The following is a 17083-nucleotide window of genomic DNA, read 5'->3' as shown; positions in this document are numbered from 1 at the left end:
GGCGTCCCAGCCGCCCGGCACACCCCCTGACCGACGACCGGCCGCGCACCCCCACGACAGCGCGGTGCGCCGGTCCGGACGACACCCCGACCAGAAAGGGCGCCCGGTGGCCGACCGGTACGATCCCAACTCCGTCGCCAACGTCGACAAGTTCGACAACGCGGGCGACCCCTCGGACGACACCTGGGCCGCTCTGGTCAAGCACATCACCGGCTATCCGGTGCCGGACCGCGGCACCGTCTTCGACACGCTCCGCTCCGACCACGGCGGCAAGCTCTTCCGCATGGACATCAAGGAGCGCAGTCTCAGCCTGCTCGTCAAGGACTCCGGCTTCCTGGTGAACTCGGGCGAGGACTACGACATCTACTTCTTCGACAGCGGCAAGAAGCGGTCGATCATGCAGGCCCGGATCGTCTTCGAGGGCCGGGTGAAGGCCGGGGACGAGATCATCTTCGACTCCCCGGGCTCCGACAACGTCAAGGACGCCCAGGTCCGTGAGGGCAACGAGTTCACGGACTACAACAAGGACAAGATGAGCACCATCCCGCTCGCCCGGTACATGAACGGGCCGCGGGCGGCACTCCTCGCCCTGCTGGGCGGCAGCACCCAGGACGCCCGGTTCAGCAACCTGGGCGTGGCGTCGGCCGACGCCGTGGACCTCAACTCCTTCAACACCACCGGCGAGTCCTTCGACTACGCCGCCAAGTTCTTCAAGGACTACGCGCCGGTCCTGAAGGACTGGGAGGACCGCTTCGGCCGCGACGACGCGAGCTGGAAGGGCGAGGCCGCGGAGGTCTTCCGGAGCCTGCTGAAGAAGATCCGCGAGAACTACGACAGTTACGTCGAGACCTTCAACTCCTCGCCCGCCGCGGGCGACGGCACCGGCACCGGCAACACCGTCTACTCGCGCGCGCTGTCGCTGGGCCGCAAGTACCTGGAGGACGCGGCGAGCAGTCTCCTGGACGCGTGGCTCGCCTGGGCCAAGTCCCCCTACTACGACCCGCACCAGGTCCTGCGCTACGTCCTGGACGACCTCGCCCAGTGGGTCGACACCAACAACGTCGCCAAGACCGACATCAAGTCGTACACCAGCCGCTACTCCACGACCGTCACCCACAGCCCGCAGGCCGGCTTCTCCCAGACCCACCCGGAGTACGGCGACCTCAGCGACATCGCCAACTGGGGGAAGGTCGGCGACAAGGCCGCCAAGCTCTGGACCCAGGGCGTCGCGGAGTACCTCGGCAAGCCCGCAGCCCAGGTCCAGTCCGACCTGAACAACCACTTCCTCGACCTCGGCGCCGACTTCTCCGACAACGTGCCCAAGCCCAAGTCGACCGACACGGCGGCGGACGAGTACAAGGACAAGAAGGAGAAGGAGGAGCAGGAGGAGATCAAGAAGCAGAACGAGGAGAACAAGAAGTACCAGGACGACCTGCGCAACGAGCAGAACAAGCAGCGCGAGGAGGACAAGAAGTACCAGGAGGATCTGCGCAACGAGCAGAACAAGCAGCGGGAAGAGGACAAGAAGTACCAGGACCAGCTCCGCGAGGAGCAGAACAAACAGCGCGACGAGGACAAGAAGTACCAGGACGACCTGCGCAACGAGCAGAACAAGCAGCGCGACGAGGACAAGAAGTACCAGGACCAGATCCGCGAGGAGCAGCGCAAGGAGCAGGAGGACGCCAAGCGCGAGGCCGAGCAGCAGAACAAGGCCCTGACGGAGAGCCTCGGCGGACTCAACGACCCGAACGCCGTCAAGGAACAGAGCATCGACGGTCTCGACGACCTGCTCAACCAGGACAAGCCCACCACCGAGAGCCTCGGCAACATCGGTGACATCAACGGCCAGGGCGGCAACGACCAGCAGACCGTGATCCCGCCGGTCACCCAGGACCTGGGCAGCCTGGGCGGGCTCAACACCGGGCTCGGCGGCGGCTCCCTGAAGACACCGACCGGCGGCAGCACCCAGCTCCAGAACGGCAAGCTCACCACCGACTTCGCCGACGGCAGCAAGACCAGCTTCAACCCCGACGACGAGGTGCTCACCACCACCCACCCCGACGGTTCGACCACCACCACGAACCTCGGCAACGGGCTGAAGGTGACCAACCCGGACGGCTCGGTGACCTCCCTCGGGAACGACGGCAAGCTGACGACGACCTTCCCGGACGGCACCAAGCAGACCGTCGACCCCACCACCGGCCAGACCGTCACCACCAACCCCGACGGCACCACCAGCTCGACCGACCTGGGCAGCCTCGACGGCCTCAACAGCGGTGCGAACCACGGTGTGCTCGACACCCCGACCGGCGGCAGCACCCAGCTCACCAACGGCGGCGACGTGCTCACCGACTTCCCCGACGGCAGCAGCACCCAGTTCGACCCCGGCAGCCACACCCTCACGACCACGCACCCGGACGGTTCGACGACCACCTCGCATCTGGGCGACGGGCTGAAGGTGACCAACCCGGACGGCTCGGTGACCTCCCTCGGGAACGACGGCAAGCTGACGACGACCTTCCCGGACGGCACCAAGCAGACCGTCGACCCCACCACCGGCCAGAGCGTCACGACCGACCCCGACGGCACCACCCACACCCAGGACCTCGGCAACCTGGGCAACCTCAACTCCCACAACAACGTGGGAGACCTGGGCGATCTCGGCGACCTGGGCGACATCAACACCCAGTCGTCGGGCCACCTCTCGGGCTTCGCCGTCGACCACTCCGGCCTGCAGAGCCCGACCGGCAGCCACGTCAAGCTCGACGCCGGCGGCGACATCACCACCTCGTTCGACAACGGCGGCAAGTCCACGTTCCACGTGGACACCGGACAGCTCACCACCGTCGGCGCGGACGGCACCTCCAAGACCGTCGACCTCACCCACGGGGCGACGGTGACCAACCCGGACGGCTCCACCACCACCCTCGACAACGGGAAGCTCACCACCCACTTCCCCAACGGCAGCAACGAGGTCGTCGACCCGGAGACCGGCGCCACCACCCTCACGGACCCGCAGGGCCACACCGAGACACTGAACCTGCACGACCTCAACACGCCCAACAAGCTTGACAGTTCGGACATCCTCGACGGTCTGGGCGGCTCCGGCGGCGACGGCACCACCAGCAAGGACCTGTCCCTGTCCGACCTGGGCCTCGGCGGCGGCAGTGGCAGTGGCGGCGGGAGCGTCAGCGTGGGGGGCACCGGCGGCGGACTCGGCGGGTCCGGCTCCGGCTCCGCGCACGGCTTCTCCACCGGCAGCGCCGCCCCGCTCTCCGACAGTGTCGCGGCCGGGAGCAGCCCGCTCGCCGCCGCCGCCACGGCCGGCTCCGCCGGCGCGCCCGGTACGCCCGGCACCCCCGGTTCACCCGGCATGCCGATGGGCGGCGGTGCCGGCGGTATGGGCGCGGGCGGCGACAAGGGCAACGGCGAGCGGGTGCGGGCCGTCCTGGTCGACGCGGCCGAGGAGAGCGAACGCCGCAACCGCCGACGGCGCAGCCCGTGGCACCGCCAGGAGGACAGCGACACCTTCCTGACACCGGCGAACCGGGTGGCGACCACCGGCGGCGACACCCCCGAGGAGGAGGCGGAGCCGAACCGCAGGGCCACCAGCTCCGCCGACTACCTGGAGGAGGACGCGGACGTGTGGGGCACCGAGGAGGGCGGCACCCCGGCGGTCATCGGGCGCTGAGCCGGTGGTCGCCGGCACCTGACCAGCGGCCCGGAGTAACGAACGCCACCATGCCCCGACTTCCCCGGCGGGGCTCTCACCAGGCAAGATCAGTACAGCAGTTGACGGCACCGGACCGCACGGGCCGTCGTACGAGCGAAGTGAAGGGCGGAGCGGCGTGACGGAACCGCTGGAGAAGCGATTGGAGAAGGCGATGGCCGAACTCCAGGCCGCGCAGGAGGGGCTCGCGCGCACCGAGCGCGAACTGCGGCAGGCGTCCTTCGCGGTGCTCTCCTCCGACCGCGCCGTCCGCGCCACCGTCGGCCCGCAGGGCGAGCTGACCGGCATCGAGTTCCTGGAGAACAAGTACCGCGACATGTCGCCCCGGGAGCTGGCCGCCAGCGTCCTGGAGGCCGCGAGCGCCGCCCGCGTGAAGATGAACCGGCATGTGATGAAGGCGATGGCACCCTTCACCGAACCCAGCAGCGAGGTACCGGAGCTGAAGGGCTTCGAGCTGGACTGGGAGCGGATCTTCGGACCCGAGGTGCTGCGCGAGGACGACGAGGACACGGCACGCGGCGGCCGGGCGACCCCCGCCTGGCGGGACGCGCTCGGCGAGGACGGGGAGGACTGACGCATGGGTGAGCGCTACTACGTCGACCCCCAGCGCATCGAGGCCCTCTCGGGCCAGCTGGAGGAGATCGGCGGCCTGGCCAGGTCCATGACCGAGGAGTTCCTGGACGAACTGGCGCCCACCGTGAGCTGGCCCGGCACGAGCGGCGACTTCGCGGAGAAGGCCAAGCCGCAGGAGCAGAAGGAGCGGCAGGCCACCAAGGACACCATGCTGTCCATCCGTGACGCCCTGGTGGGCATCACCGACGCCACGCTCAGCCAGGTCAAGATGATGAAGGACACCCGCGACCGCAACATCGACGACATCGAGCAGGGCAACAGCCGTATCGAGACGCACGGCCTGGACGGCGACCACGGCGGCACGGGCGGGCATGGCCGGCACTGACCGCACCCGCTTCCGGAGCGCCACCCGGTGAGCATCAAGGCATCGCCCGAGGTCAACGCGATGATCTTCATCCTCACCGGGGAGAAGCTCATCGACGCCGACGAGGACCTCGCCTACGAGAGCCGCCGGCCCTACTCCGGTCTGGGCCGCAAGCTCGACCGGATGTCCTCGCTGATCCAGAAGTCCGTCCACGACATCGCCGAGTCGATGCCGGACGACCTCTCCAAGTCGTACGCCCAGGCGATGGGCATGCTCATCGACGACGGCGGCAAGAACTACCTGCGCGACTTCGCCGACCAGCTCGACAAGATCGCCGAGGGCCGGCGCAAGACCTCCATGGACATCATGGAGTCCAAGTGGCAGGTCATCGCCGAGATCATCCGGCTGCTCATCGAGATCGCCATCTACCTGGCGATGTCCTTCTTCACCGGCGGTGCCAGCGCCAGCCAGATCATGATGGCCAAGCTGCGCAGCCGGTTCGTGATCCTCACCACCCTCAGCCACCTCCTCCAGCGGCTGCACCTGGCACCCTCGCTCACCGAGGCCTTCGCCGAGGCGTTCACCACCTTCGCCGTGCGCCTGGCGATGATGAACTTCGCGCCCGACGGCCGCCGCCCCGGCGGCTTCGACTGGAGCCAGATCCTCAAGGACGGCGCGTTCGGCGCCGCCGCCGGCTTCTTCACCAGCGTCTTCGACCACTTCGCCAAGAACATCGTCAAGAGCTTCGACAACAACTTCTTGAAGAAAGGGCCGGACCTCGACTTCAAGCCCAACCCCACCCTGCGCGACCCGCACGGCCCCGGCGTCACCTACCACCCCAACCCCAAGCCGGACCCCGGCCCCGGCTCGCACTCCCCACGCGACCACACCCCGACCGACAGCCCCGGCGCCAACCCGCCGGTCACCTTCCGCGACGGCCCGCACTCCTTCCGGAACAACTCCGAGCTGTGGCGCAACAACCAGATCCTGCGCTTCAACTCCGACCGGCCCGGCGCGGTGGCCGGGCACTACGGGCTCAAGGGCACGGCCGACTTCCTCGCCGCCGGTTCCGGCGAGGCACTCGGCGAGTTCCTCATCAAGGGCGCCTTCGACGGCGACTGGTCGACCAGCTGGTCCACCTTCGTCGGCGCGGGCCTGAGCAGCCAGGTCGAGAGCAGCCTGCACGGCACCGCCCTGAACAGCGGTGCCGAACTGCGGCACGCCATCGACAAGTTGCGGAACCCGCCCACCGTGTCCGGCGGTACGACTGACTCCGGCACGCGGGGCTCCGGCGGCACCGGGCACAACCGCTCCGGTGACGGCACCGACCACACCGACGGGCCGCCGCGCACCGGCCCCTCGGGCGCGAGCGAGATCCCGACGACCACCCAACAGGCGGACGTCCAGGGCGACTTCACCGGCACCGAGGCGCCCCCGCCGTACTCCCCGGCGAACCCGCCGCCGTACACCTCCCCGGCGCCGCCGACCTACACACCGGGCCCGCTGCCCGTGACCGCCGCCGAGAACACGCTCTGGCAGCAGGTCCACCAAGGCCCCGCCGACCTGCGCGAACAGGCCCTGCACCAACTCGCCGCGCTGCGCGGGACGCCGCCGCCCGGCCCCGCCGAGGTCGGCGTCCGCGACGGACTGCACGCCCACCTCTCCCAGGTGCCCGAGGTCCGGGTCGTACCCGCCGGGAACGATCCCGCCGCCCAAGTGGACGCCGACTCGGTCCGCCGCGCCCTCGACGCGTTCGGCACACCGGTGACGGTGCAGGCGCCGCTCGGGGGGACGCCGGACGCGCAGGTCCATGGGGGTGGCGGCTCTGCCGACCTCGGCGGGTCGGCCGTACCGGGTCCTCAGGTGGGAAGCGTCGGCGGTACGACGGCAGGGGTGGGCTCCGCGACCGGGGCTGGGGCCGGGTCCGCGACCGGGGTCGGTGCCGGGTCGGGGACCGGAACTGCGGGGAATCCCGGGGTCGGGGCGCGGCCGGGAGGCGTGGCCAACTCGACTGGGAACACGGGGACTTCGCCCTCTGTCGATCCCACCCCGTCCGCCGACCTCGACACGGCTCCGCCGACGGTGGACACCACGGGCTCGCACACGGACACCGGTGGCTCGGTCACGGGCACCCATGGCTCGGTCGCGGATACCGGTGGCTCGCATACGGGCACCCATGGCTCGGTCACCGACACCGGTGGCTCGCACACGGACACCAGCGTCGACCAGGCACCCGACGGCGTCGACGCCGAGGTGAAGACGGCCCAGCCCGCCCCCACCATCGAGCCCGACCTGAAGACGGCCCAGCCCGCCCCCACCGTCGACGCCGACCTGAAGACCGCGCAGCCCGCCCCCACCGTTGACCCGGTGTCCGGCCACGCGCCGCCGCTCACCGTGCTCGTGTCGCAGACGCCACCGCCGGTCTCCGGGTCCCCGGAGGCCTCCGCGCTGCTGGACGGTGCCGGGACCGACCGAGCCGTGGTACTCGGACCCGCGACCACCCCGGACGGGGCGGGGCGTCCCGTGCGTACCGCCGTCGAGCTGACCCGGCAGGGGCCGGGCGCCCCGGTCCGGGTGCGCCCCCTCACCGGCCCGCCGCCCCTCGCGACACCGGACGGCACGGACACCACAGGCACCACTGGCACGACGGACCTGGCCTCGCCGCCCGCCGACACCGCCTTCCCCGGCGCCGACGTGCTGCTGCCGCTCGCCGACGCCCTCGGCCCGGCACCCCGGCCCGTCACGGAGAGCGGCACGACCGTCGACAGCGGGCCGGTCACGACGTCCGACGCGGAACCGTCCCCGCCGTCCCCGCCGCCCTCGCGTCCGAAGCTGATGTCGGACCCGATGCCCGTGGCGCACAGCACCGACGCCGAAGCCCCCGTCACGGCCAAGCTCGACACCCTCTCCCGGCCCTGGACCGACACGGCCACCGACCTGCGCCTGGAGTCCGGGAACACCACCGACAGCGAGACCGACGGAACCGGCGGTCACACCCCCGGCATCGGCGGCGGGCACGGCCTCGGGGACGGCGGCCCCCCGCCCCCGCCCGAGCCGCCTACGGCGGACACCGTCACCCCGGTCAGCCCCCCGCCCGCACCCCCGGCCCGGATCGTCGTACGGCCCGCCGCCGGGCCGGTCGTCACGACCCTCGACGGGCACACGGTTCCCGTGGCCCAACTGCGGCGCCTCGTATCCGACACCGCCGCCAAGCCGGTGCCGGGGCGCGCCGTGCGGACGCTGACCATCTCGCAGAGCGCGGCCGAGGACGCGACGGAGCACGGAGCGCGCCGGCGTGCCCTGATCGACCAGGACACCTACCGAGGTGTGCGCACCACCTCCGCCGACCCGGAGACCTCGCCGGCCCCGGCGGAGGAACCGCCCGAGCGCCGCACGGTGTTCACCGGGCCGCCCGCCCCGCTGCCCGGCTCCGGTACCGAGCGCGGCGCCGACTACTTCGCTGGGCACGGCACCGCGCGCACCGTCACGCTCGGCACCGACGACGCGGCACGCCCCACCGTGAAGGTCAGCGGTGTGCAGCTCGGCGAGGTGCTCAAGTCCTGGACGCGGGACGGCGATCGGGACCGGCCGCTGGTGCTGTTCTCCTGCGAGACCGGACGGCAGCCGGAGGTGGCGGGGCTGCCCGTCGCGCAGCACGTGGCGAACCGGACCGGGCGGCCGGTGTACGCGCCCACCAGCGAGGTCGGCACGGCCCGCGACCGGGACGGCGACGTCCGCGCGGTGCTCACCGAGGGACCCGACGGGCCGGGGCGCTGGCGGCTGTTCACCCCCGAGCCCGCCGGCGCCGAGCTGGACGCGCTGGCCCGTGTCGCCGGCCTGCACTCGGGACCGGAGCCCGCGGACGCCTTCGCCCGGGCCCGCACCCTCCAGCAGATCCGCACCCTGCGCGACGCCCTCGGCCCGGACGCCGAACAGCGGCCGGAGAACCACGACCTGCTGGCCGGCCTCGCCTACGCGGACGGCCTGCGCTGGCTCAGCCCGGACACCGCCGCCCGCTACGGCGACGGCCGTATGACACCGGACCTGCTGCACCGGATGACGGTCGACCGGCGCCGCGCCGGCACCGGCCCCACGCCGACCGCCGAGCCCACCGCCGAGGAGTACACCGCGTTCCTGCGGGCCGCGGCCGACCTCCGCACCACCGCCGGGCCCGACACCACCCTCGACACCCTGCTGCCCCCGCCGCCGCCCGCGCTGCCGCCCGGCACCCTCGTCTCGCCCGAGGACGTGCGGGGACTCGCCTACGCACCCGCCGCCCAGATCACCTGGTCGCTCTCCGACACCCCGCTGCCGCTGTCCGAACTGGCCCTGAGCCCCGAGGACACCGCCGAACTCGCGCGCCGCAGGCCCGACCTGGCGCCCGCGCCGAGCCGACCGGAGAGCATCGCCGAGGACCTGACCCTGCTCAGCAAGGACACCGGGACGCCCGGCCGGTCGGACCTCGTGAGCGTGGACCGTACGCTCTTCCGCCGGCTCGACACCCCCGGCGGCGGCAACTGCTTCTTCCGCGCCCTCCTCGACAGCGCCCGCAGCCAGGCCGTACCGCCCGCGTGGGCCGCGCGCAACGTCGCCGGGCTGCGCACACTGCTGCGCGACCGGATCGCCGGGTCCGAACTGGGCGCGAGAGCGGCCCAGATGACTCCGGACCCGGTGTTCGCCGTCGTCGACGACCTGCGGATGACCGCCCTCGCCGGAGTGAGCGACCCGCGTCAGCAGCAGGCCGTCACCCGGCACTGGAACCGGATCGCGCAGGAGGTCGTCACCGATGGCGACCCGCGCCGTTGGCGGCGCATCCTCCGGGACAGCGGCTACCCGTATCTGGCCACCGTGGCGCCCACCCCCGCCGCCGCGCGGGACCTGGGCACCGAGGGACTCCTGGCCGCGGCGGCCGAGCACCCCGACCTGTGGGCCTCGCCCTTCGCCGACCTGCTCTCGCAGGTGGCGGCGCACACCCTCGACCTCGATCTGCGCCTCGTCCAGCCGGACCCGCGGACACCGGGAACCACCTTCGTCAATCGCCTCCACCCGGGCGGACGCGGCGGCGTCCTGCACCTCTTCTACAACGGCGTCGACCACTACGACGCCCTGGTCCCGGCCACGGCCCCGGTCACCGCCGTACCGGACCCTGTCGGCACCACCAGCACCACGGAGCCGGCGCCGGCGACCAGCACTCCCGATCCCGCCGTCCAAGAGTCCGCCGCGCCCGACCCGTTCGGCGAGTGGCTGCGCGGCATGGGCGGGATCGACCACGTGTACGACCCCGACGCCGAGACCCCCGACCGCGGTGATCCGGTGCAGCTGGAGACCCAGCTCGAACGGCACCGCCCGGCCCGTCTGCTGACCGGGCCGGACGCCCGGCCGCCGGGTCGGGCACCGCGTACCGTCACCTTCGAGGACGGCAGCCTGCTGCCCGCCGTCCTGATCAACCCCGAGTCCGACCCGGACGCCCCGCGCCCCGACGGCACCCCGGCGACCACCGGTGGACTGCTCACCGGGCCCGGCGTGCTCACGCTGCGCTCGCCCGAGCAGGTGGCGCGGGAGATCCTCGGCCAGCTGCCGAAGAAGCTGCGCGACCGCTTCGACGAGGCGGAGCTGCTGCGCCTGCTCACTCATCAGCCCGGCGCCTTCACCGCCCCGCGCGGTGCCCGCGTCGTCGGCCGGGAGAAGTCCGGCGTCGGCCTGGAGATGACGGTCGAGGCCGTCCCGTACCACCGCTGGGAACGCTTCTCCGACGTCAACGGCGCCACCGTGCGCGTGGACACCATGCGGCGCGGCCAGGCCGGCACCGGCGGCGGGCGCAGCGTCGGCTTCGGACGCCGGGTCGCCGCCGCGCTCAGCATGGGCCCACCGCTCAACTGGCTGCTGAAGATCGGCGTTTCGCTCGGCTGGACCCGCCGGACCGACTACACGCTGGGCACCCAGGCGTACCACCAGGCCGAGCACCGCGGCTGGGAGGGCTCGCACCTCCACCTGGACGACGTGCACTACCGGGTCCGGGTGGAGCGGGTCACCGAGGCACCCGGCACCGGCGGGCGGGACGGCCGTACCGGCGCGGCGGCCACGGCGCCCCGTTGGCGGCGCACCCAGGTGCACAGCGCGCGCTTCGCCATGCGCGACGGGCTGAGCTGGCGGCTGCCCGACAACCTCACCGTGCCCTTCACGGGCCCCCGCAGGGCGCCGCAGACGCTCACCTTCCCGGACGGCGTCGAGCCCCGGGTCTCCGACATCACCGGCCTGCACCTGACGGACCCGCCGGAGGAGCTGGCGCTCGCCGTCTCCGGTGCCCGGCCCGGCAGTTCGGCCCACCGCACCCTCGTGTCGTACGTGCGGCCGGGCCGGCTGCTCGCTCTGTTCGGCCGGTTCTCCGGGCCGGTCAGCGGGCCCGAGCTGACCCGGGGGAGTGGGCGGCACCCGCTGGGGCACCTGGTCGTCGAGCGGTCCGTCCCGCACCGCGCCACCCTGGTCACCGAGTCGGTCAAGGCGGAGCTGCGCGACCTGACCCAGACCACGTACCAGAACGAGCGCGCCCACGTCCGCGAGACCCGCTTCGGCGTGCAGGTCACCTCCGGGCCCAACTACACGCTCACCGGCCCGGACACCGACGTACGCCTCCAGGGCGGCCCGGCGCTCCGCACGGACCTGGGTGTCGGCCGGGGGCACTACCTCGGCACCGACGCCGCCCGCAAGGTCACCGGCCGGATCCGCAACCAGCCGCTCGCGCTCTACCGGGTGGAGCGCACCCTGATGGTCCGCAGGGCCGGCGAGCCGTCCGCCGCGGCCCGTCCGGTACGGGTGGTCAGCCTCGACTGGATGTCCACCCAGGACGCCCGCCGCCTCGCGGGCTGGGACGGCCGCACCCCCGGACAGACGGGACCGAACCCGGACGCCGAGCCGCCGGTCCCGTGGTACCTCACCCGCGAGGACCCAGTACACCTCGGCGGCCAGGTCCGCGCCGAGGGCTTCCGCGCGGACCACCCGGCCGACACCGTGCCGAACCCGCCGACCGACGCGGTACCCAACCCGCCGATCGACACCGTGCCGAACCCGCCGGCCGACCAAGACCAGCAGAACCCGCCGGCCGACCAGAACCAGCAGGACCACCGGAATCAACAGGACCAGCAGACCCGGCAGCCCGCCCCCGCCCCCGCCACCCCCCAGGACCCCATGCGGGTCTTCGCCGACACCGTCCTGGACACCCTGCACCGCTCCTACCCGTCGCTGTTCGTCCCGCCGCTGATGCTGCGCCACCCCCGGCTGGCCAAGTTCTGGTACGGCGACGGGCGGATGCGGACCGCGCTGCACAACGACCGGCAGGTGCGCGAGGCGCTCAACCGGCCGACCCTGGCCCAGAGTCTGGACGACCTGACCACCACCGGTGTGCCCGTCACCCTCACCGAGGACGGCAAGGTGCGCCGCGGCCACCACACCCTCATCCTGCGGGCCCGGCTGACCGACCGGCGCTTCGAGTCGACCCTGAGCGAACGCTCGCTGCGCAACGCGGTGATCGGCACCGAGGTCTCCGGGCAGGGGCAGCAGGCGTCGACCACTCTGTCCGCCGGCGTCGAACTCGGCATCTCCCCGCGCGACCACGACAAGGTGCCCGGCGCCGGCCTGCCGGCCCAGACCGGCAACGTCTCCCTGGGCGCCCGGTACGCCGTCACCGACCAGAAGGCCACCCGCGCCACGGTCGCGGTCGCCCACGACCACCTCACCTTCCAGAACGGCGCCGACCTCTACAGCTACCAGGTGGAACTGGGCGCCTCCTTCGAGGGGCACCGCCGCCCGCGCGGCTGGGCCCGGCTCGCCACGTTCGGCCTGCTCGGCACCGGTCTCTTCGTCAGCAAGGTCGCCGAACGCCCGCTGTTCACGCGGGGTACCGAGACCGTCGGCCGGGTCGAGCTGGCCGTACCGGCGGCGCACGGCTCCGACCGGTACGCGCCCACCGACCCGGCGCCCACCGGCCCGGCGCCCGCCCCGGCCCCCGCACCGGTCCGGCTATCCGCCACCGAGGCGGACCAACTCCTCGACGGCACACGGCCTTTGCCGAGGACGGACGACGCCGACCGGCAGCTCGTCCGGAAGCTGCTCAGCGCCCCGCACGTGGTCCTCAGCACCGAGGGCGGCCGGCAGCGCCAGCAGCTCGTGCAGGACACCGCCGACCGCGCCTCGGGCGGCACCTGGCACGTCAGCGCGCCCGGCGCCCCCGCCCGCACGGCCCTGCGCCGGGCCATGGCCGACCTCGGTGTGGCCGGCCAACTCGGCCAGTACCTGGGCCCGTTCGGCTCCCGCATCACCGGGCTCAACGGCGCCGGGCCGCTGCGCACCCACTACCTGAAGGCCGCCGTCCGCGGCGAACTGCACGGCCTGCGCGTCCGCAGCGACCCGAAGCCGTCCACCCTGGAAGCCACCCTCGGCAACGAACACCGGATCGCCGGCAGCGCGAGCACCGGCGCCCGTACCACCCTCGGTCTCCAGGGCACCGACAGCCCGCTCCAGCAGGCCCCGGGCCACCAGCCGGTCGTCGGCTCCTACTCGACGGCCCTCCAGTACGCCTGGGGCAAGGGCCGCAGCGTCTCGGCGACCCTCACCCGGGGACGCCAGACCACGCTCGCCTTCGCCGGGCGGATGTACCTGGTCGTCGCGGACGCCGCCGAGACCGTCGCCGTACGCGACCGCTGGACGGCCGCCATGGGCACCGTCGGCACCCGCACCGGGGCCCGTATCAGCTCCGCCGCAGGCAAGATCTCCCAGGGCCTCGGCCGCGGTCTGGCCCCGCGCCGGGCCGCCGCCGCGCTCCAGCGGCTCCGCGACGCGGTGATGTTCCACCTGCCGATGCAGGACGCCATCGAGGCCGGGCTCGCCCCCGACGGCCTCGACACCGGTACCCCGCGCAACCTCGGGCGCGGCTACCGGGTGCCCGCCTTCCTGCGCGGGCGCCGCTTCGCCACCCACCCCAGCGGCCAGCTCGACGCCGGCCACGCGGCGCGGCAGCTGATGGGACGGCTGGAGAAGATCGGGGTGCCCTCGCACGACCGCGAGCAGGTCCTCCAGCGGCTCTCCCCGGACTTCCTCCGCGCCCATCTGCACGAGCTGACCACCGACGGGATGACCCTGCCGGTCCGCTACCGGACCTGGACCAGCCCCGCCCACCTGCCCGTCGGCGGCAGCCCCGGACAGATGCGCTTCAAGCTGACCCCGGTCACCACCACCGTGGAGCGGCTGCGCACCGGGTACGAGCTGGAGGACTACCGCACCACCGCCCGCGACGACGCCGACGGCTCCTCCCAGGACCGGGGCGCCGACGTCACCCTCAGCGCCGGGCAGCGCGCTGCCGAGAGCGGCGTCCTCATCGCCAACCCCTCGCTCCAGGGCACCGCGGCCAAGCAGCGCTCCAGCGGCCGTACCGAGACCACCGGCACCACCTCCATGCCGAACGTCGCCACCACCCAGGCGCACGTCGAGGTCGTCACCACCTACACCCTCACCGTCACCATGACGGACGCGACCGGGAAGGCGCTGTCGCCGCGCGCCGTCGCCCAGGTCGGCGACCTCCACGAGATGGTCCCGGCCGGCCTGCTCACCCCGGACGGCGACGGCGCCGACGGCGCGCTCACCGAGCGGGACGTGCCGGAACCGGAGCGCGCGGTGCGGATGCTGACGGCGGCTCAGGCCCGCCCCGACGGCATCGCCGCCTGGCGCACCTCCGGCTCCGCCGACACCGGCGCGGACGATTCGGACGTGCTGCCCTTCGACGACCGGATCGGCTCCGGCATCCTCGCCGTGGACATCCGCGGCGCCGCCAACGTGCAGGACGCCCTCACCCTCGCCACCGCCCGCGCCGACGGCCTCGGCGACAGCGACCTCGGCAAGCGGCACACCGGCACGTCCCTCTCCGAACGCGTCCGCATGGCCCGCCTCACCCCGCTCACCGGCCTCGGCACCGCCCCCGCCCAGGCCCAGCAGGAGGCCACCACCCAGGTCGGCCTGACCGCCGGCTTCCGCGAGGCGCTCGGCGCGCACGGCTCCGCGCTGCCCACCCAGGCCTCCGCCCGGCTCTTCGGCCAGTTCCACACCGCCGACTCCCGCCTCTACGCGAAGATGCACCGCGGCGGCGCCCGTCTGCTCGCCGTCGAGAACAAGCCGCGTATGGAGGCCATGCAGCGGCAGAAGACCTCCGACGCGCTGGAGACCGGCATCACCGACAACGTCGAGGGCGCCATCGGCACCTCGCCGCTGGCCGGCAACAGCAACGCGGGCGTCACCAATCCGGGCGCCACGGTCCCGATCGGCGGCTCCAACGACGGCACCACGCTCAAGGCCACCGCCGACACCACCTCCGGCACCCACATCAAGGTCGTCACCGACCGCACCATGCTCTTCGCCGTCCCGGTGAGCTGGCTGTCGGTGGCCGAGGTGGACCACCGGGTCACCGACAGCCGGCCGCTGCGCGCGCTCGGCAAGGCCCGGCGCGGCCCGCGCGCCGTGCAGGCCGAGACCACCGCGCTGGTGTGGCTGCGCGAGGACATCGCCCGTGACTACGGCCTGCTCGACGACAGCACCTTCCCGGAGGAGGCCGGCACCGCCTGGGACGACGTCGCCAAGGCGGCGGGCGACCTCGCCAAGGCCGACAGCTCCTACTACGACGCCCGGGCCCGGGCCCGCGAGACCTGGCTCGCGCTGAGCGACGACGAGCGGACCGCCCTCGGCGACGGCCGGCCCGACCTGCCGACGGTCCTGCCGAGGGCCCTGGCCGAGTCCCCGGCCGTCCGCGCCTGGCAGGCCGCCCGCGACGAGGTCCGGCTCTGGCAGGGGCGCACCGACACCGCCGCCGCCGAGCACCAGCGGCTGCACCTCGCCGCCTCCCGCCTCACCGCCCACCACCAGGGATCGGCCGCCGTCCCGGTGCCGGACCGGCCGCTGCCGTACACCGAGCCGGGCTGGCGCTCCGAGGCCCCCGCCCCGTACACGCTCACCGACGGCACCGGTCCCGGCCCGCGCACCCTCACCTCCCCGGACGGCGCGACCGTCCGCGAGATCCACGACGTGCCGCACGACGGCGCCTCGTTCTTCCACGCGCTGCTCGCCGCCGCCCAGGACCGCGGCCGGCTGCCGCACCTGCTGGGCGCCGACCTCGCCGCCCGGTTCACGGCCGCCCCCGGCGATCCGGCGGTCACCGCCGAGGCGATCGACACCGCCCGCAACGTTCTCGCCTGGGAGCTGGGCGAGGACGGCAACGAGGACCTCCTCGACGCCCTCGCCCTGGACGTCCAGGACACCTTCACGCAGGACGAACTCGACCGGGCGGGCATCGTGCTGACACCCGCTCAGCAGGCCGAGTTCGACACCTTCGGCCGCCTCCCGGCGACCTACTGGCCGACCGCCGATGAACGCGAGGAGCTGGCCGTCGCGGCCCTGTCCCGCCCCTTCGCGAGCGAGCCCCGGCAAGCCGCCACGGACGGCACGGGCACCACGGACGGCACGGGCACTCCGCGCACCACCCGGGACCTGGACGGCGACACGACCCCGCCCGAGCGCCGGGCCGGCGACCACGGCGGCGCCGACCTGCTGCCCGCCTTGGCCGCACGCGTCCTCGGCACCCCGCTCACCGTGGTGACCGGCGAGGGCCGCGAGCAGCTCTTCCTGCCGCCCGGCGCCGACCCGGCCGCCGTCGACCCCGCCACCGACCCGGTCCTCTTCGCCGCCGACGGCTTCTTCCACGCTGCCCTCCCGCCGGGCACCCCCGCCCCGGTCACCGCGGCGCTGCCGGCGTCGGGCAAGCCGGAAGATTCCGGTACGACCACGACGCCCACCCCGGCGCGGCCGCCCGCGCACCGCAGCCACACCATCCCGCCCTGGATGCCGCCCGCCGAGGCCGACGGCCCGCGCTACCGCCTCGCCCGGGACGGCGTCCTCACCGCACCCGACGGCGCCACCTACACCCAGGGCACCCCCACCGGGCGCGGCAACGGCTTCTTCGGCGCCCTCTCCGCGGCCCTGCACCACGCGGCCCGGCAACCCGGGGTGGACCGCCAGGAGGCGACCCGGCTCGGCGTCCGCGCCGGCCTGCCGCCCGCCCAGCTCATGCGCCTCAACGGCCTGCCCGGCGACCCGGCCCAGCACGAGGCGCTCTTCTCGCCGCCGCCCCCGCGGGTCCGCCCGGGGGAGCCCGAGCCGAGCCGGTTCGCCCGCGACAGCCAGATGCGCCGCCACCTCGCCGAGGCCCCGTGGAACTCCGGGGCCGACCGCGCGGTGGCCGAATGGGCCGCCGCCGCGACCGGCACCACCGTCACCCTCGTCGAGGAGAACGGCACCGCCCACACCTACCCCGGCCCGTCCGGCGCCGGCGGCACCCACCTCCGGCTGCGCCGCCGGGGCGGTGACTTCGTACCGCTGCT

4 protein-coding genes (1 of these 4 cut by a window edge) are annotated in these 17083 nt (G+C 73.6%); all 4 read left to right on the top strand.

Annotated features, from left to right (window positions below; all coding sequences use genetic code 11):
* The first annotated feature begins 106 nt into the window (after nucleotides 1-106).
* Nucleotides 107-3691: an AAWKG family protein gene (locus tag NX794_RS00750; RefSeq protein WP_258775979.1), complete on the top strand. Its 3585-nt coding sequence runs from the start codon at nucleotides 107-109 to the stop codon at nucleotides 3689-3691.
* A 157-nt stretch (nucleotides 3692-3848) separates the two neighbouring features.
* Entirely contained in the window at nucleotides 3849-4304 is a 456-nt protein-coding gene (locus NX794_RS00745; RefSeq protein WP_258775978.1) for a YbaB/EbfC family nucleoid-associated protein, read from the top strand.
* Between the two features lie 3 nt (nucleotides 4305-4307).
* The gene (locus NX794_RS00740) at nucleotides 4308-4688 is read left to right on the top strand and encodes a hypothetical protein (protein ID WP_258775977.1); all 381 of its coding nucleotides are present in this window, start codon (nucleotides 4308-4310) and stop codon (nucleotides 4686-4688) included.
* Between the two features lie 27 nt (nucleotides 4689-4715).
* Nucleotides 4716-17083, top strand: the 5' end (the start) of a protein-coding gene (locus NX794_RS00735) for a lonely Cys domain-containing protein (protein ID WP_428985824.1). 15790 nt of this gene lie beyond the right edge of the window; 12368 of the gene's 28158 nt are visible here — the first part of the coding sequence; it begins with the start codon at nucleotides 4716-4718; its stop codon lies off the right edge, out of view.

The organism is Streptomyces pyxinicus, from assembly GCF_024753135.1.
GTDB lineage: Bacteria > Actinomycetota > Actinomycetes > Streptomycetales > Streptomycetaceae > Streptomyces > Streptomyces pyxinicus.
Note: the sequence above shows the minus strand (reverse complement) of the source record. Positions and strands in the feature narration are given on the sequence as shown.

Coding starts and splice junctions, on each gene's coding strand:
- NX794_RS00740 (WP_258775977.1), top strand. CDS start 4,308: ATGGGTGAGCGCTACTACGTCGACCCCCAGCGCATCGAGGCCCTCTCG.